The 18,497-nt window shown below is 33.9% G+C and carries 17 protein-coding genes; 6 read left to right on the forward strand and 11 right to left on the reverse strand.

All coding sequences use genetic code 11. The features are described from left to right. Positions 1–538: 538 nt before the first annotated feature. A complete protein-coding gene (locus PL77_RS28445) occupies positions 539–3,100 on the forward strand; it encodes a DUF3857 domain-containing protein (protein ID WP_044213056.1) in 2,562 nt (853 codons plus the stop codon). Positions 3,101–3,632: 532 nt separating this feature from the next. On the opposite strand, the gene PL77_RS28450 is transcribed toward PL77_RS28445, so the two are convergent. Further along, positions 3,633–5,048 carry an alkaline phosphatase gene (locus PL77_RS28450; protein WP_044213058.1) on the reverse strand — a complete coding sequence of 472 codons (1,416 nt, stop codon included), beginning with the start codon at positions 5,046–5,048 and terminating at the stop codon, positions 3,633–3,635. Between the two features lie 331 nt (positions 5,049–5,379). Next, positions 5,380–6,768: an alpha-amylase family glycosyl hydrolase gene (locus PL77_RS28455; RefSeq protein WP_156152590.1), complete on the reverse strand. Its 1,389-nt coding sequence runs from the start codon at positions 6,766–6,768 to the stop codon at positions 5,380–5,382. A gap of 144 nt (positions 6,769–6,912) precedes the next feature. Here PL77_RS28455 and PL77_RS28460 point away from each other — a divergent pair, with 144 nt between their 5' ends. Next, a complete protein-coding gene (locus PL77_RS28460) occupies positions 6,913–7,764 on the forward strand; it encodes an AraC family transcriptional regulator (RefSeq protein ID WP_044213060.1) in 852 nt (283 codons plus the stop codon). Between the two features lie 509 nt (positions 7,765–8,273). Further along, a complete protein-coding gene (locus PL77_RS31625) occupies positions 8,274–8,444 on the forward strand; it encodes a hypothetical protein (protein ID WP_253274028.1) in 171 nt (56 codons plus the stop codon). Between the two features lie 133 nt (positions 8,445–8,577). Here the strand turns inward: PL77_RS31625 and PL77_RS32600 are convergent, their stop codons facing one another. The 4 genes from PL77_RS32600 to PL77_RS32605 all read right to left on the reverse strand — a co-directional run bounded on the left by PL77_RS32600 (position 8,578) and on the right by PL77_RS32605 (position 10,414). Further along, positions 8,578–8,835, reverse strand: a complete 258-nt coding sequence (locus tag PL77_RS32600; RefSeq protein ID WP_044213062.1) for a DUF3781 domain-containing protein — start codon at positions 8,833–8,835, stop codon at positions 8,578–8,580. Continuing rightward, entirely contained in the window at positions 8,832–9,416 is a 585-nt protein-coding gene (locus tag PL77_RS28470) for a DUF6434 domain-containing protein (protein ID WP_082026783.1), read from the reverse strand. Before PL77_RS28470 ends, PL77_RS32600 begins: the two co-directional genes overlap by 4 nt. Positions 9,417–9,503: 87 nt before the next feature. Next, positions 9,504–10,241: a hypothetical protein gene (locus PL77_RS28475; protein WP_044213064.1), complete on the reverse strand. Its 738-nt coding sequence runs from the start codon at positions 10,239–10,241 to the stop codon at positions 9,504–9,506. Between the two features lie 26 nt (positions 10,242–10,267). Then, positions 10,268–10,414 (reverse strand): Imm53 family immunity protein, encoded by a 147-nt coding sequence (locus tag PL77_RS32605; RefSeq protein ID WP_082026784.1) that lies wholly within the window; start codon positions 10,412–10,414, stop codon positions 10,268–10,270. An 808-nt stretch (positions 10,415–11,222) separates the two neighbouring features. Here PL77_RS32605 and PL77_RS28480 point away from each other — a divergent pair. Together PL77_RS28480 and PL77_RS28485 are read left to right on the forward strand one after the other, a co-directional pair. After that, a complete protein-coding gene (locus tag PL77_RS28480; RefSeq protein WP_044213065.1) occupies positions 11,223–11,873 on the forward strand; it encodes a hypothetical protein in 651 nt (216 codons plus the stop codon). Further along, positions 11,866–12,552 (forward strand): DUF4386 domain-containing protein, encoded by a 687-nt coding sequence (locus tag PL77_RS28485; RefSeq protein ID WP_044213067.1) that lies wholly within the window; start codon positions 11,866–11,868, stop codon positions 12,550–12,552. The genes PL77_RS28480 and PL77_RS28485 overlap by 8 nt, the downstream gene beginning before the upstream one ends. On the opposite strand, the gene PL77_RS28490 is transcribed toward PL77_RS28485, so the two are convergent. The 4 genes from PL77_RS28490 to PL77_RS28500 form a co-directional block, all read right to left on the reverse strand. Beyond that, complete coding sequence (locus PL77_RS28490) at positions 12,549–13,127, reverse strand: Crp/Fnr family transcriptional regulator (RefSeq protein WP_044213068.1); 579 nt, start codon at positions 13,125–13,127, stop codon at positions 12,549–12,551. The two genes, PL77_RS28485 and PL77_RS28490, sit on opposite strands and share 4 nt — an antisense overlap. 772 nt (positions 13,128–13,899) lie before the next feature. Beyond that, complete coding sequence (locus tag PL77_RS28495) at positions 13,900–14,916, reverse strand: YhcG family protein (protein WP_044213069.1); 1,017 nt, start codon at positions 14,914–14,916, stop codon at positions 13,900–13,902. An 898-nt stretch (positions 14,917–15,814) separates the two neighbouring features. Continuing rightward, complete coding sequence (locus PL77_RS32095; protein WP_172665970.1) at positions 15,815–15,967, reverse strand: hypothetical protein; 153 nt, start codon at positions 15,965–15,967, stop codon at positions 15,815–15,817. Positions 15,968–15,982: 15 nt separating this feature from the next. Then, entirely contained in the window at positions 15,983–16,492 is a 510-nt protein-coding gene (locus PL77_RS28500) for a hypothetical protein (protein ID WP_044213071.1), read from the reverse strand. A gap of 347 nt (positions 16,493–16,839) precedes the next feature. Here PL77_RS28500 and PL77_RS31640 point away from each other — a divergent pair, with 347 nt between their 5' ends. Further along, entirely contained in the window at positions 16,840–17,058 is a 219-nt protein-coding gene (locus PL77_RS31640; RefSeq protein WP_216595951.1) for a hypothetical protein, read from the forward strand. A 132-nt stretch (positions 17,059–17,190) separates the two neighbouring features. Here PL77_RS31640 and PL77_RS28505 read toward each other — a convergent pair whose 3' ends face one another. Continuing rightward, positions 17,191–17,787, reverse strand: coding sequence for a DUF6434 domain-containing protein (locus PL77_RS28505; protein WP_044213073.1), 597 nt, complete (start codon positions 17,785–17,787; stop codon positions 17,191–17,193). Positions 17,788–18,497: the final 710 nt, after the last annotated feature.

Here is an 18,497-nt window from a genome sequence, read left to right on the forward strand (position 1 = left end):
GATTACGATACAAACATACGAGGGGATTGGGTATTTGTAAAATTGATTGTTTTTATATTGATATAGTTATTTCTTATATGGAGGTGCCAAAAACCTTGTAAACTAATTTTTTGAATATTTAGAAATCGGGAGATTTCTGCTGATCTGTAAGGCAGGAATGTCGCTAACCCTTAACATTCGCGCCATTGAGTTTTCTACCATTTTAGTTTGGTAGTTTTCCCCCCGACCTTGAAGTGAAAAGCGTTAAGAATTTCATGTATGGAGCCTTTAAAAATCATTTAGTCGAGAGGAATGGAATTTAGTTTTTGACTTCTAAGCCTAGATTTTTTGCTACGTTTTTCATCAATGGAAAAAAGAAGAAGGAAGTTTGAAAGTAGAGCCTGTAAATTTTGGTAAAAAGGTCGATTTTAAGTTGACGTTAATTTAGTTTACAATGCAGTACATGTACTTAAATATTAGAAAAATAACGGTGAATTCTTTATAATCATTTTAGATACTATATATTTACAATTTAAGGTGAACTTCAACAATCAATTTCATGAGCAGACTTTTTATTGGCTTACTTTTTTTACTTAGTTTTTCTCTACAAGCCCAGAATAAATACTTTAAGAAAACACCAATTCCAGCATGGGTAGATCAAATTGAATACAATGATGATGCTTTTAAAGATAAAAAAGGCATTGGTACTCAATATTTATTGATTTCTGATCAGACCAACCGACTGACTCAAGAGGCGTATTATGAGCAGGTCTATAAGGTGATGGATGCAGATGCAGTGCAATCGTCATCTGATTTTAATATTATTTTTGATCCTTCTTTTCAAACCATTCAAATTCACAAATTAGAGATCATAAGGAATGGCAAAAAGATCAATAAACTTGATGTCCAAAAGTTTGAGGTAATTCGTCAAGAAACCAATTTACAAAGCTACCTCTACAGTGGTAATATGTCGGCTATACATCAATTAAAAGATGTAAGAAAAGGCGATATCATCTCTTATGCCTTTACTAGAAAAGGTTTTCATCCTTTTTACAATGATAAATTTGGCTATACTTACTACCAAAATCATTCTACACCTGTAGCTCATATTTACACAAAGTTGATTCTTCCAAAAGAGGACCAATTGATTGAAAAAACATTTAATGGCGCTATTCCTTTTCAAAAAGAAATAAAAGGGGATCTGCAAATTTTGACGCAGAGTGGTAGTGGCATGGAAGATTATAAATACGAAGAAAGTGAAACGGCTTGGTATAATGGTTTTAGGAGGGTGCAAGTTTCAACTTACCAGAGTTGGGGTGAGGTCGTAGATTGGGCATTGCCTAAGTATACTTACAATCGCAATGAAATAATTAAGATTTGGAAAAAGGAAAAAGTAAAATTTAAGGGTACTTCTAGAGAATCGAAAATTTTGTCATGGATTCACTTTATTCAAGATGAAATCAGATATATGGGTGTAGAAAATGGTATTAATGCTTACCAACCTCATAGTCCAATGCAAGTATATAATCAACGTTATGGAGATTGTAAAGACAAGTCTCTGTTGTTGGTTGCTTTACTTCGTGAGGAAAATATAGAGGCGTATCCTATGTTGGTGCATACTAGGGGTAAAGAATTAAACCAAGATATTCCATCTCCTTCTCAATTTAATCATTGTATTGTACAAGTAATCTATGAAGGAGAAAAGTATTATATCGATCCAACGATCAGTAATCAAGGGGGGAATTTACAAAACTATGCGACTCCAAACTTTTGTTGGGGATTGGTGATTAAGAAAGGAAATAATGTACTTACCGAACTTCCAAAAACAGTTCAAAATAAAATTAACATCAAAGAATTAGTGGAAATTGATTCTATGGGTGGAGGAGCTGACATTCTTTTAAGAACAGAATTTTCCGGTTCAAAAGCGGATAACATTCGAGCATTTTTCTCCAATAATGATCATGATTACATTACAGATGAATACGAGGAATTTTATGCCAATCTATATGACGGAGTGACTGCATCAAAGCCAGTGAAGTTTTTTGATAATGATAAGAATGGATCAGGTAAAGTAATCATAGAAGAGTATTACCATACCGATAACATTTGGGAAGAAACATTGGACAGTATGATTATTCTCTATAGAGTATCACCATTTGTATTGTATACTAATGTTTCATTTAACAAAGTGCATCAAAGGGAAACACCCTATTATATTGGAGAACCTTTAGATTATCATCAAGAAACAACGGTTACTTTACCCGCAGATACAGATTGGGCGTTAGGACCTGAAGATAAGCATGTAGAAAACGAATTTTTCACTTTTGATTTTGCAGTAACAGCGGGCTTAACCTCCAATCAGTATATAGTGAGTTATAATTATAAGCAAGATTCTAATTATGTAAATGCAGGCATTGCAAAGAAAATAGTAAAAGAAGGAGAGAATGTGTGGGATAATGGGGATTATTCTATCACATGGAATTTAAATTTTGACGAAAATGCTATAGGTTCCGGTGTAAGTATAAGTTACGCGAGTGTTATTCTTGTTCTTTTTTTATGGACGATATTGGGGTACTTTGCTCGTAAATTCTATTATGGTTTTAATCCACCTTCATTAGTTGAAAATGAAAGTCAGCCAATTGGTGGGTGGTTAATTTTATTAGCGATAGGTGCTGTAATTTCTCCATTGAAGCTTACTTATGACTTCTTCGCTACAGGTTATTTTGATTCCTATTTCTGGAGTGGTCTAGAAGCTTCTGAAAATAGTATTTCTTTATTCTTGATTGTAATTTTCGAGTTTGTTGCGAACTCAATTAGTATTGTTTTATCTGTATTGGCCATAGTACTGTTTTTCCAAAAGAGAACAAGCACAAAATATGTTTACGCTGTATTACTTTTATCAAGATTGATCTTTCAAGTCATTGATAACGTACTTTATGATTCTTTAGTCGAAAAACTAACAGTCAGTGAAGTTCAAGAAGAAGTAAAAGAAATAGGTAAATCATTTCTGCGATGTATAATATGGATACCTTATATGTTCTATTCTGATAGATCAAAAAATACATTTACAAATACCTATTCCAAGCAAGAAGATAAAAAAGATTTGGTGGAGGAACTTTAAGAAAAGAAGTATTCATCTCTGAACAAATATCAAATGCAATGCCTATCGGCTTAATACTACAAACAGTAAAGGGGAATATGCCAAAAGAAGTAGTTTAAAACACCGTGCACCATGACTAGAAGTCATGGGCTTTTGGGAAGTTATACTTCTTTTCGACTTTCATTCTAAAATGATTTATTTCAATAAATTACGAGTGTTAGCAACCATTTTTAATGCGGATAAGCCGAATGTTATAATTAAAAGTTGATAATTGAGGTGTACTCACAAAAGCCCATAATTAAAATTATGGGTCTAGTTAATGCCTGTTTTTATTCTTATTACTTTAGAAAGATTTAAGAAGAGAGGATATATTTCTATGTTCGACATCTACAAAAAGTTAGCTGAATGGTAATCAACTGCCGTAAACCATTATGAGAAGAGATTAGAAATGAGGGAGCATAGGCCGAAGTTAGTACGGGATGTGAGAGACTCTCCGGTCATTTATTGACTAGGAGAGTCTGCTCTTATAACATTCTACTTACATAGATTTATTTTAAAACTTATTTTCTACTTCAGCAGCTTCTAGCATTAAATAATGTAAATCTGTATTTTTAATAAAAGGCTTTAACAAATCACTACCCGGACCATACATTGCTATCTCTACATAATCTGAAGAGTGATGCTGACTAATCCAACTTACTGAGTTATGTTGTTTTTGTATTTCAGCCATCAATTTAAAAGGTAAATTTCGTGGATTATACAAACCATCTTCAGTTTTGATAATGGCATAACTTTTTAAAAGAGCTATTGCTTCTTTATCTGTTACCTCAAAATTATTAGCATATTCAATACGTTCCTTAATCTGTTGGATAGTGGATTCTCTGCTAATACCATTTAATATCCATTCGTTTGAATGTTTGTAGTTTTGAATGCTATCAAAGTTCTTATTAGCGTTACTACCAGAAATTGTTCCTGGATTAGAGTTGCCATGGTCAGTAGTAATGATCACTAAAGTATCATCATTGGAATCAGCAAAATCAATTGCCACTTTTACAGCTTCGTCATGAGCAGTTTGGTCATAAATTAAACCAGCAATATCATTTCCATGAGCAGCCCAATCTACTTTTCCAGCTTCTACTTGCAATACAAAACCTTCAGGATGATTTTTCATTCTATCGATAGCTTTCTGAGTCATTTCAGCAAGTGTAGGAACGTTTTTAGCTAACTCTTTGTCGTTATTTCTATCTATAGTATAAGGCAAACCACCATCAGAAAACACACCTAAAATTGGTTTTTTGGTATTAGCTGCTAACATCTGCTCTCTAGTCTTTACAACCTCATAGCCTTTATTGGCAAACTTTTGATACATATCAACCTTATCCTCTCGTTTGTCAGGAGAGAAATACTCATTTCCGCCTCCCATCATAATATCAAAGTTTAAGCCTAGATACTTTTCTGCAATTCCTGCTTGGTCTTTACGTGTTTTACTATTAACACAAAATCCTGCAGGAGTAGCATGTGTAATTGGAACAGTAGTAACACAACCCGCCATTTTACCAGCTTTTTTAAACTTTTGCCAAATTGGTAAGTGTTTTTCCCCAGTTGGACTAGTATTAAGCCCTCCATTATTAATTCTAAATCCACCTCCCCAAGAAGAACTTGCAGCAGCTGAATCGGTTACAATAGAGTTTAGAGAAGCCATATCCATAAGGCCACGAGTAGCTTTATTATCTCTATACAATTGAAGCCAATTAGAACCTGTTCCCATTTTTCTAGACAAGTACAAGTCTGCCATATTTAAGGTGCCAGTACTCATTCCATCACTTACAAGTATGATGATATTTTTAGCTTTTTTGCTCTTTTTATAAGTATCAAAATCTTTAGGTGTTGCACCTGCATTTAAAGGATTTAATACTGATGCCCCTAGGGCGAAAAGTGAGCCGTTTTTGAAAAATTTTCTTCTATTCATTGTGAGTGATTATTGTGTAATGAAATTATAATCAAATATAAGGAAAGCTTATATCTGACTTAAAAATGCCATTTAAATAAATTGTTAAACATTTTAAAGTATGTTTAGATTAGAAGAGAAGTTGGTTTTTTGTTTTTTCTAATATTAGAATAAATGTATTATATATTATGTATTACGTAAAAATACACAATTTTTGTTTGTGGTTTTGTAGTAGAAAATATGTCTTATTTTATAAGGTGAGTTCATTATAATAAAAAAACAGGTGAGCTAAATATTTTTGATTTAGCCCACCTGTTTTAGATGAATTTTTATTGACTTAATACTTATCCTACTACTTTACATATACTTGATAACCCCACGCAGGTATTGTTAATGATTCTCCACCTTGGAATGTTACTTTTCTCCCACTAAAGTATTCTGTATAATTTCCATTTTGGTTATTCCCACTTAATTTTACGGTTTCTTCTTGATCGGAAAAGTTAAATACAACAAATACTTTGTCACCCTCCATTTCACGAGTAAAGGCAAGTACGGATTTTGGTTTGTTATGAACTACAGCAATCATTTCGCCTCCATATTTTCCATTCCACAGCGCTTTATTTTTATGCTTTAATTCAAAAAGTTTTGTGTATAGATCAGTGTATTTGCTATGTTTCCAATCTACAAGATCCTTTTCGAAAAATTTCAATTGCTTGTCCATTCCTGCCTCTTGTCCTGTATAAACTAGTGGCATACCATCTGCTACACAAGTCAATACAATAGAAGCGTCTAAACCTTTTCCAAATTGCGAAAACATGGTCCCTTCCCAAGAGTTTTTATCATGGTTATCTACGAAGAGCATTCGGTAAGCATTTTCAGGGAATGTATTTTCATGATGTGCAAAATATTCATACAGCCCTTGGTTCACCGTTTTTTTCCCTAATGCTGTTTCATGAAGTTTTTCATACAAACTCCACGAATAGGTCATATCAAATGCATGTTCGTGTAAATCTCTAGATTCCCATTCTGCCAACATAAATACGGGTTTAATTTCATCAAGTTCTTTTCGTGCTTGATTCCAAAAATTTGTAGGCATGAATCCAGCTACATCACAACGATAGCCATCTATATTTGTTTCTTTTACCCAGTATTTTAATGCATTGGTCATGTACTCTCGAATACCCTCGTTTTCATAATCAAAATCGATAATATCCTCCCAGTCGTACCAAGGTGTTGGTCTAAAATTACCATTATGATCCTTGGTATACCATTCAGGGTGTTCTTCTGTTAGTTTATTGTCCCAAGCAGAATGATTCGCAACCCAGTCTATGATTACATACATCCCCATGTCATGAATTTTATCCACCAATGATTTGAAATCTTCCATTGTACCAAACTCAGGATTAACCGCATAGTAATCTTTTACAGAATAATAACTTCCTCGACCTCCTTTTCTGTTTTTCTCTCCAATTGGGTGAATTGGCATTAACCAAATAATGTCGATACCCATTTTTTTTAATCTAGGAAGGTGTTCCTCAAATGATTTGAAGGTTCCTTCTTTGGTATATTGGCGAATGTTTGCCTCATATATAGTTGCATTTTTGCTCCATTCTGGATGTTTAATTTTCACATAAGGTGAGCTTCTGTATGGGTTTTCTTTACCTTGCATACTTTGATTTTTTTGTGTACAACCAATCAAAATGATAAACATTGCTGGTAATAAAAAGAATAATGATTTCATCTCAAATTATTATTATTTAAAAAATTATTTAATACAAAAATGAAGATGATTAGGTAGTGATAGTTAACAATATTTTGGTCAATTGTTATTGAATATTGTCTTTTGTGTATGATTTTTTCTAGTTTTAGCTAAAAATGAAGAATAATGCAGCCTGTTATTGAAAAAATAGAACGAAATACTAATCAATCATTTGCCATTAGAAAATTTACAGATCCATGTCCTCAAGGTATTTTTCATTACCACGAAGAGCTTGAAATAGCTTATGTAATTAATGCCAAAGGCAAGCGATTCATTTCAGGAGTATTAGAAGAGTTTGATGCTGGTGATTTAGTGTTGATAGGAAAAAATACACCACATTATTATCAGATTGATGAGAATAGTTCCAATTACGATATACTGGTTATTCATTTCAAAGAGGATTTCATGGGATTAAACCTAAAGGAGATACCTGAATTAAATCCATTTTACAAGCTATGTAAAAAAGCAACAAGAGGGATACAATTTAAAGGAGCAAGATTAGAAGCACTACAGAATTTAATGCTAAAAATCTATAATTTACCTAGTGAAAAGCGCTTAACTGCTTTAATAGAATTGTTTAATTTATTAGTGGAAACAGAGGAGTATAGGATTATTGGCGTATCCATTAATGAGGAACATTCAGATAGTAATAATTTACTAAGAATTAATTCAGTGTATTCATATGTATCGAATAATTATTCGAATAAGATTAATCTGAAAGATATAGCTAGAGTAATTAATATGACCGAATCTGCATTTTGTAGATTCTTTAAAAAAATTACACGGAAAACATTTTTTAATTATTTAAATGAATTTCGCATCAAAAAGGCGAGCAAGGAATTATTAATTTCGGAAAAAAATATTGCTTTAATAGCAGAAGAATGTGGGTATCCTAATATCGCAAATTTCAATTATCAATTTAAAAAACTAATGAAATGCTCTCCTTCAGCTTATAGAAATAAATTCTTAAAGCTATAATGTAGCAACTGAATGTGATAAAAAAATACATGCAATTGATTTAAATGCTACAAAATTCAGTTCCTTTTGTGGTTTCCTTCTTTTATTATTTCTACTTTTCTTAAACAAACTCTATCCATATTCGAGAAGAATTAAGGTATCATTTTTAAATCAAATCCTGTATTAATATTGTTCATAAATATCGATTTCAATTTTGGGTAAGTAACCTCATATTTTGATTTTTCAGTATGAAGCACAACACTTTGGCACTAAAATGACTTAGACAACGTAGTGAGCTATTCATTTTTCACGCGTGTGTGTGCCCAAAATGGGCACGATCTATATTAATCTAATATATAGTTCAATCTTCTAGAGAGTTCAAGTCACTTATATAAGGAGTACGATCCCGAAGTATTAGCAGGTGTGGTTTTCCGTGAGGATTGTACTGAAGTAAGTTAAAAGTTGGTATTCGTCTTCGATTATGCATCTGGCATCATTGGAAAAAGGTGGAACGAAAACGCAAAAACTTAATGCGTTTAGGAATATCTTATGATCAGGCCTTCGCTTGGAGCAGAACGAGGAAAGGCGGATGGGCAGTCGCTCAGAGTCCAATTCTAATTACAACCATCACTCTAGAACGCCTTGAAAAGAGAGGATATATTGCAATGTCGGACATCTACAAAAAGTTAACCGAACGGTAATCAACCGCCGTATACCATCATGAGAAGAGATTCGAAATGAGGGAGCGTAGTTCAGAGTACGTACGGTGGTGTGAGAGGGTCTCCCCGTCATTTATTGACAGGGCAGTCTACTCGATTGTGTGCTGGTATTCATTCATTTCAATTTATCTACAGTTATCACTCTAAAAGTATTTGAATTTATTGTAATTCTGACATTCTTATCAGAGTTAGTTACATAATAATTTTTCCCTTTCTTGACATAGGATTTTTCGTCAGTTTCTTTTAAAATCTTGTCAATAAACAATTCAATTTGTCCATTTGAAAGGTTAGAAGTAAGCTTTTTATTAATCCTACCGTACACAAGATCGGTATAGTAATGGTTCTCAATTATTTTTTGCTTTACACCAATCATTTCAAGTCAGATTTAGTGTATTTATTATCTCCAGGTTTTGACTTCTTAATTTTCCAACAGTTAATTGCTTCCTGTAATGATTTATCAGGATTATCTTTCATAAAATCTCGAATATAAGTATTATACTCAAACTGCGGAGCAATCTGTTTTTCTTTTTTGTTTGTTCGCATTTCAGTTTTAATCGAAATCCACTGCTCAACGGCATCTCCTAAAGTTTTACCTTGTGCAGTTTTCATCCAATTCATAAATTTTACATTGAACTTAAATTTACCACCTATCTGATTTTTGAAGAATTCTCTTACATTCTCTGTGTTCTTATAACTGTCTGTAATTTCTGTTTCAATTGTCAATTCTTCAGTGTTCCAGTCAAATCTTGATGTTTTTGATTTTTTCTCTTGATATGGTAACCGTTCTCCTGTTTGCAAATATTTCTCAATCCGTTTTGCTAACTCAATCTTGCCTCCTCTTTTATCTAAATTCTCAGAACGGCAAAAATCTATCAATTCCTCTTTATACCAATAAAAGTTTTTGAAATCATCTATCGAAATTCTAGTATTTAATTTGGGTCTATTATTCATCATTTAATTGTAATCTGCTTGTTTCTCCTGCTTGTACACAACGTAATGGCTAAATTACGACCAGCGGGTAAGTCACCCAATGGATGGAGGTTAGCGATTGATACTGTATATTGACTTTAAGTACTTTAGACTTTTTTGCAAATCTTTTTTAAAACTTTTATTTGCATATTGTAAAACTTCAGGTTCTAAATCCCGTTTACGCATGCATATTTCTGCCATAGCGTAAGCGATAACTTTTTGAGGTAAATATCCTTGACTTGAACTAGACCAACCTTGCATTCCACCTGATGACCACTGATTAAAATTAAATTTAGTATTACCTAAAAATAATCCAAACCCATATGCAATAGCTGTCAAATCTGTTCGAAGTTCATTTTCATATTCTTCAAAGTAGTAACCTTTCTCTTCCATGATAATATAATGACATAATTCATGAGCTATTGTAGCTATTAAAGCTTGCGGATTGTTTAATAGGCCTCTTTCAATCAGAATCATATTGGATTCACCATCCATGCTAAATAAACCAACATGTCCATCTTCATCATTTTGTATTGAAACTGTATGGTCAAGTACAGTTGTTCTATTATCATAGAACTCAATAGAAATATGGTAAGGATTTACTTGAAAATACATACAGATGTTTTCAAAAAGTTCTTTAGCACATTCTTGAGTTGCTTCAAATTTAATATTAAAAAATCTGTTTGTTGGTAAAATCATAGGCTGTTCTATAATATCAATAAAGTTGATATTTACCCAATCTAACATTTCTTCTACCCATTTTTTATCCTCAGTAGATATCGGACATTTTGGCTTTCTATTCCAGAACATTTTTTTGTCAAAATTTTTGGTTTAAATTATTGTAGAGAGAATGACTCGGCTAAAAAGCATTTCAAAGACCAACCAGGATTATCTAAGGTTTCAATTTTCACTCCATATGAATGCTCCCAATCACCATCACACTGGTTCTTATACCAAGATTGAAGTCTTTTTAGTTCATTCATTTCATTAACTCTAACGTGATTACTAAACTCGGGAGCGATTGCGTCAACCGTGATTGGAGTTTATTTGATGTGTGTGCCCAAAATGGTCACTTTCTATATTTGTCTAAATATAGTTCAATCTTCTAGAGGGTGCAAACCTCTGATGTAGGGAGTACAATCCCGAAGCATTAATATGTAACAGGGTGGCTTCCCTCTCTGTTCTCAGTATTATTGTTATAAGTTAAAAACTTAAACAATAATATGGTTCGTAGTAACGCCTACCGGCTTGATACTACGAACAGTAAAGGGGAAATATGCCAAAAGAGGTAGTTTAAAACACCGTGCACCATGACTAGAAGTCATGGGTTTATTGGAAGTTATCTTTCTTTTCGACTTTCATTCTGAGAAAGAGTTATTTTAATAATTTACGAGTACTAACAACCATTTTTAATACCGATAAGCCGAATTTTATAATTAAAAGCTGATAATTGAGATGTCTTCCCAAAAGCCCATAATTTCAATTATGGGTCTAGTTACCACCTGTTCTTATTCTTATTACTACTATTATATTAGAATGACTCAAGAAATGAGGATATATTCTTATGCTAGATATCTACAAGAAATTAGCTGAACAGTAATCAACCGCCGTATACCTTCATGAGAAGAGATTCGAAATGAGGGAGCATAGCTCGGAGTATGTACGGTGGTGTGATAGGCTCTCCCCGCCATTTATTGGCAGGGCAGTTTACTCGATTATAGCTTTTTTTACTTTCTTAACTTAAGTCAATCACTTGTTTGTTGAAAAGGGTATTTCTTTGTTAAACAACAAATGCAGTATAAAAATATGAATCTATGCAGAACTTTAATCGTAACAACGGTAACTTTTCTTCTTACGTTATCAGTTTTTTCTCAAACTAAAACTGATTGGAAAGTTCAGACTTCGAAAGATGGGAATTTTTTGGTAAAGAGTAAGGTATATTCTGTTAAAGGGGAATTAGGTAAGAAGAAATTTCTTGAGTACGAAGCGACGACCCAATTTGATGTTGATTTTGAAAGATGTGTGCTCATCCTAAAAAACGTAGGAAATCATAAAATAATAATCAACGAGAAAGAGAGTAGATTACTCGATTCTATTTCAGAAAATAAATCACTGATCTACTATTTTTTTGAGCCCACTTGGCCATTTAAAAATTCGGATTGTGTAGCCTTTATGATTTCTAGTATAAATTATGAAAATGAGAAAGCTACATTCCAAATAGAAGCAAGTCCTTCGTCTTACAAATCGTTAGGGGTAAATCGTCTGACTGACTATAGCATGACTTTCACGATTAAAAAGCTTATTAGCGGTAAGGTCGAGATAAATACAACGGCAAAAATTTCACCTACTGTGAATGTCCCCAACTTTATGTTAAAAGCATTTTTTCCTAAAGGCCCCATAGATATACTAAAACGCATAGATCAACTGAGTAAAAATGATTGAAATAATAAAAAATAATTCCTTAAAGAGGAGCGCTCGAATTGCAGGTGTTTTTTACCTACTTGTTATTCTATTTGGTAGTTCATCTGAATACATCCGTTCCATTGTAATTGTTGAAGGGAACGTAAGTCAAACGGTTGCTAACATCCTTAGTTCAGAACTTTTGTTCCGAATAGGCATCTTGAGTGATTTCGTTATGATTGTTTGCTACACCTTATTGGCAGTAGTACTTCATTCCATTTTCACAAAATATAATCAAACATTGTCATTATTGTTTTTACTGTTTACCCTAGTAAGTTCAGTTTTACTTTGCGTGAGTACATTTTACCAATTTTCTGCTATACTATTACTGACGAACGAATTTCTTGCTTGGAGCCAACTGGACCTGCATACACATGTGATGTTTTCACTAACAAAACATTTGTACATGTATCTTACTGCTCAAATATTTTTTGGTTTATGGCTTCTTCCTCTAGGTTTTTTGGTTTGGAAATCCAAGAAATTCCCGAGTATCATAGGTATTCTGTTGATGTTATCTTGTCTTGGACATCTAATTGAATTTTTGATCTATTTCATAGATCCTGCATACAAATCACTTTCGTATCCTGGGTTGATGGTTGCCATGATAGGAGAGTTTTCCTTTTGTTTATGGTTGTTGATAAAAGGAGTAAAAGATGATTAGGATTTAAATGCAGTTCTTTTTCTAATTCTACTCAAAGACTCTGGTGTCATCCCTAAATAACTCGCTAGATGATACTGAGCTACCCGTTGAATTAGTAATGGGTTTTTATTGAGTAAATCGAAATACCGTTCCTCCGGACTTTGTAGCTTAAAATTCTCAAATGACTCCAAAAGCTCACTATTATTTTGCTCAGTGAGCAACCTTCCAAGTGTTTCAAACTGAGGGAATCTTTCAAAAAAATCTTGTTCAACTTCGGTTGTTCCGATTGCCAATGTAGTGTCTTCTAAACAGGAAAGGGAATAAAGTGATGGTGATTTTTCCATTACGCTTTTTATGGTATTCAGAGGTTGTTCCTCTGTATAAAAAAAAGTAGTTTTTTCTTCACCTTCTATTGTCCTGTACTGTCTTACAAGACCTTTTAAATTAAAATAACAAACGTCACAAACTTCTCCCTCTCTAATTAAAACAGTTCCTTTTTCAAATGTTTTGATAGGTATATATTGGTTCATAGCATCTATTTCTTCTTGACTTAGATCTATAAATTTTGAAATATATTGAACGAGTAAATTCCCCATTTTTATTAGCTATAATGTGATAACTAAACTCTTGAGCGGTTGCGTCAACCGTGATTGGAGTTTAGCTAATGTGTGCCTAAAATGGGCACGATCTATATTTGTCTAAATATAGTTCAATCTTCTAGAGGGTGCAAGTCCCTTATGCACGGAGTACAATTCCAGAGCATTAGTGCGTGACAAGTGGTTTCCCTCTTTGTACTTGGTGTTCAGCCGTTAGGTGTCACTGAGAACATTGCAAAATGTATAAATCTTCAACTTATAACAATAATATAATATAGTTCGTAGTAATGCCTTTCAGCTTAATATTACTAACAATGAATGGGAATATGCGAAAAGAAGTACTTTAAAATACCGTGCACCATGACTCGAAGTCATGGGCTTATGGGAAGCTATCCTTCTTTTCGACTTTTATTCTAAAATGATTTATTTCAATCATTTACATGTTCTGACAATCATCTTAATACGGATAAGTCGAATATTATCATCAAAGGTTGATAATTGAGATGTCTTCCCATAAGCCCATAATTTTAATTATGGGTCTAGGTGACACCAGTTTTATCCTTGTTAAAACAATTACCTTAGAAAGGTTAGAGAAAAGAGGGTATATTTCTATGTCCGATATCTACAAGAAGTTAACCGAACGGTAATCAACCGCCGTATACCTTCATGAGAAGAGATTCGAAATGAGGGAGCGTAGCTCGGAGTACGTACGGTGGTGTGATAGGGTCTCCCCGTCATTTATTGACGGGGCAGTTTACTCGATTAGCAACTGTTATTTCAACTTTTTGATAAGCTCTTCTTCATCTGGTAAATATTCTCTTAATGCTTTAGGTAGGTCTTTAGTTAATTGATATTCTGATATACCTATTGGTTTATTTACTGTTCTTAAAGCATATTCTACTTCTAATGTATTTTTTGAAGCACATAAAAGAATACCTATTGAGGGGTTTTCATTTTCTTCTTTTTCAATGTTATCTAAAAGTTCAAGATAAAAATTTAACTTTCCTGCATATTCAGGTTTAAATTCACCTGCTTTTAACTCTACAACTACCAAGCATTGTAATTTTCTATGATAGAATAATAAATCTAGATAATAGTCTTTTTCTCCTAAACTCAGTTTATATTGATTACCAATAAATGCAAAACCTTGACCTAATTCTAATAAAACATCTTTTATCTTAGAGATCATTGCTACCTCTAAATCAGCTTCTTTAATACTTCCTGACAAGCCGAGAAAGTCTAATGAATATGAACTTTTAATAGTCTCATCTGCTTGTTCTGAAAGATGTTCAGGTAATGTTTGATTAAAATTATGTTGCTTATTCTCACTTAATGAACGTACATAAGAATTCGCCTTGATCTGATTTAAAAGAACATTTCTACTCCAGCCAAATTCTTTAGAGGACTTTATGTAGAATTCTGCCTCATCATCATCTTTAATCTTCTGCATTATTAATAAATTATGTCCCCAAGGAATTTCTGCGACAAGCTGTCGCAGTTTTTCATTTGCAGAATATCTAGAAAAAAATTTTCTCATATCCCAAAGGTTTCTACTTGAGTAACCTTCTGTATTTGGAAATTTATTTTTAAGATCTCTAGAGAGTTGTTCAACTATTGATTTTCCCCAACCATTTTCATTTTGCTGTTGATGAATTATTGCCCCAATATTCATATAGTGGTTCATTTGTACTTCATTAACTTTGATGACTGCCTTTGTACGAGATACCTCTATTTCATTTTGAATTAATGATAAAGTATCCTGATAAGCTTTAGTTGGTATATTTTTCATAGGATACGAAGATAATTATTTTTAATTTATTGGAAGTTTAGCGTTGCTAACGATTTTGCTAAACTATGACTAGCGGATGGAGATTAGCTAATGTGTGCCCAAAATGGGCACGATTTATATTTTTCTAAATATAGTTCAATCTTCTAGAGGGTGCAAGTCCCTTATGCGCGGAGTACGATCCCGAAGCATTAGCACGTGACAAGGTGGTTTTCCGTGAGGAATGAACTGAAGTAAGTCAAACGGCAAAAGTTGGTACTGTTGGACACTCCTGAGAACGAGAGTTCGAAAGGATATCGCGAAGCGAGGCATATGAGGCATAGGCGGTAGGATGAGTAAGCACATCATTACGAAGTCCGAACATGGGAATCACGCTGTAATTCGAAAAACAGTGCTGTTTATGTAGATGTCGCAGAGATCAACGGAAAGAAGGTGTCCTTACTTGGGGAGATCTCTTGGTTGCAGGTTCAACAAGAGAAGTCAGCAGAGGTCATAGTAGGCGATACAAGTCCCGACAAGTTTCGGAGAACTCACCTCGCTGAAGGACTTAAGGTTACAGTGTCCTTAATTGAAAATGGAAGCGTGTTCTGTAGATTCAGTAGAAGAAGAACACGTTAGCCTTAGCAAAGCAGGACTAGGTTTTAAATTTTTAGTAGAATGATCGAACAAGTAGTGTCTAAAGCAGGCACTACATCTATGTCCGATATCTACAAGAAATTAGCTGAACGGTAACCAACCGCCGTATACCTTCATGAGAAGAGATTCGAAATGAGGGAGCGAAGCTCGGAGTACGTACGGTGGTGTGATAGGGTCTCCGCTAGGCAGATAGCCTAGCGACGCTCTACTTGACTAGCCTTTATTTGTTCTTAGTTCATAATGTTTATTTGATGCAGTTATATTTTTATTTCTTCCCGAAAGACAATTTATCTAAAAGCTCTTTATTTCTTTTTTTACTTTTTTGAATAAAATCTTTTATTGATTTTTCTGCTTCTGATGTTAATGGCTTTTTTTCAACAATTAATGTAACACCTTTTGGTTCTTTAATATATCCCATAATTTTATGTGTTTTTTATCCGTAATATCTATTTAATAATTTAACCGCATCTTCAGGTTCAATTACCATCTGATTTGATTGCCCCACTTGTTTTGCACCTAAAGTCTTATTGTAGTGAGGTATTAAATTGGTTTTTGAGTTAAAAGCTACATAGCCAAAATCTCCACGATCCCAAGATTCTTTACAAGCAAAAGCAAATAAATTACCAGCAACACCAAAATAAACTTTATTTCTACCAATATTGAAATCAGCACTCTCAATAAGTTCAACAAAGACGAAACCATCATGGTAACTTAAAGCTATTAAGCCTTGAATGATATTTTCATTGTTTTCAATGACTAACTTAAAGACCTTTGAAGAACTATTATTTTCAGCTTTCCAATCAAAATTCCAACCTTGATTAAGTTTTTCTATATCAGAGCTTGTTATTGGTAAAACTTGAGTATTAAAGCTATCACCTGTAATAACATTCTCTATTGAGTTTGTTAATTTATCTATTTCTACTTCTATGTACCTTTTTTCCATATAGTAAAAATAAGAATCTTCTTTATCTAATTGAAATGATATACTAAAATAAAGACTAACGTAATGGCTAAACTACGACTAGTGGGTGCGTTACCCGATGGATGGAGATTAGCCAATGTGTGCCCAAAATGGACACGATCTATATTCATCTAAATATAGTTCAATCTTCTAGAGGGTACAAGTCCCTTATGTGCTGAGTACGATCCCGAAACATTAGTAGGTGTGGTTTTCCGTGAGGAATGCACTGAAGTAAGTCAAATAGCAAAAGTTGGTGCTGACTTACACTCCTGAGAACGAGAGTTCGAAAGGATATCGCGAAGCGAAGCATATGAGGCATAAGCAGTATAATGAGTAAGCACATCATTACGAAGTCCAAACGGAAACGCAAAAACTTAATGCGTTTAGGAATATCTTATGATCAGGCTTACGCTTGGAGCAGAACGAGGAAAGGAGGCTGGGCAGTAGCTCAAAGCCCTATTCTTATTACAACCATCACTCTAGAACGCCTAGAGAAGAGAGGATATATTGCGATGTCGGACATCTACAAAAAGTTAACCGAACGGTAATCAACCGCCGTATACCTTCATGAGAAGAGATTCGAAATGAGGGAGCGTAGCTCGGAGTACGTACTGTGGTGTGAGAGGGTCTCCGCTAGGCTAATCGCCTAGCGGCGCTCTACTCGATTGTGCCTCGTTTTTTTATTTTAAAAATTCTAGATCTTCTCGTTCATATTTATTACTTCCTCTCATTGTCTTTTTAAGCTTCCACAACTTTATCCCTAAATCTCTATTTAATGTTGGGTTATCTGCTAAAAAATCTCTTAAATATTTATTGTATTCAAATTGTGGAGCTATCTCTTTAGCTTTTTGATTCGACTTACTTTCAGTTTTTATTTTCTTCCATTCTGAAATTGAGTCTGCAAGTGTCTTACCTGCATTTGACTTCATCCAATTCATAAATCGAACATTGAACTTAAATTGACTCCCAATTTCATTTTTGAAAAATTCTCGGACGTTTTCAGTGTTTTTATAATTGTCAGTAATCTTCGTTTCAAGAGTTAATTTTTCATTATTCCAATCAAATTTGGATTCAACCTTAACCTTATTCGGAGATGACTTTAAGTGCTTTTCTCCTGTTTTTATATACTTCTCAATTCTTCCACTTATCTCTATTTTCCCTCCCGTAGTCAATAGCCCTTCACTTCTACAAAAGTCTACCAACTCCTCTTTTAGCCAATAAAACTCTTGAAAATCATTTTTCGAGATATCTTTATTAAGAATTGGTCTTTTGTCCATTTATGATCTTGGTTTATGAGGCACAACGTTTAGTATATGGCAAGTAGGGCATTAGAAAGCGATAATCTTTCAAGTTTGCACTGAGCCAAAGCGTTGTATTTTGTTTTTAATTTTTCATTCTTAAAAGCCAAATCAACGATTTGGCGTTGTTGGTAAATAGCCTTGGACTTTCTGAACCGTAAAAGCCCTATTTGCTATATACATTGTGTGTGCCCAAAATGGGCACGATCTATATTTTTCTAAATATAGTTCAATCTTCTAGAGGGTGCAAGTCCCTTATGCGCGGAGTACGATCCCGAAGCATTACAGGTGTGGTTTTCCGTGAGGAATGCACTGAAGTAAGTCAAACGGCAAAAGTTGGTACTGATGAACAAAAAACGATATATGAGGCATAGTCGGTAGGATGAGTAAGCACATCATTACGAAGTCCGAACGTGGGAATCACGCTGTAATTCAAAACACAGTGCTGCCTATGTAGATGTCGCAGGGATCAACGGAAAGAAGGTGTCCTTACTTGGGGAGATCTCTTGGTTGCAGGTTCAACAAGAGAAGTCAGCAGAGGTCATAGTAGGCGATACAAGTACCGACAAGTTTCGGAGAACTCACCTCGCTGAAGGACTGAAGGTTACAGTGTCCTTAATTGAAAATGGAGGTGTATTCTGTTGATTCAGTAGAAGAAGAATACACTAGCCTTTACAAAGCAGGACTAG

The organism is Flammeovirga sp. OC4 (genome assembly GCF_000812565.1).
GTDB lineage: Bacteria > Bacteroidota > Bacteroidia > Cytophagales > Flammeovirgaceae > Flammeovirga.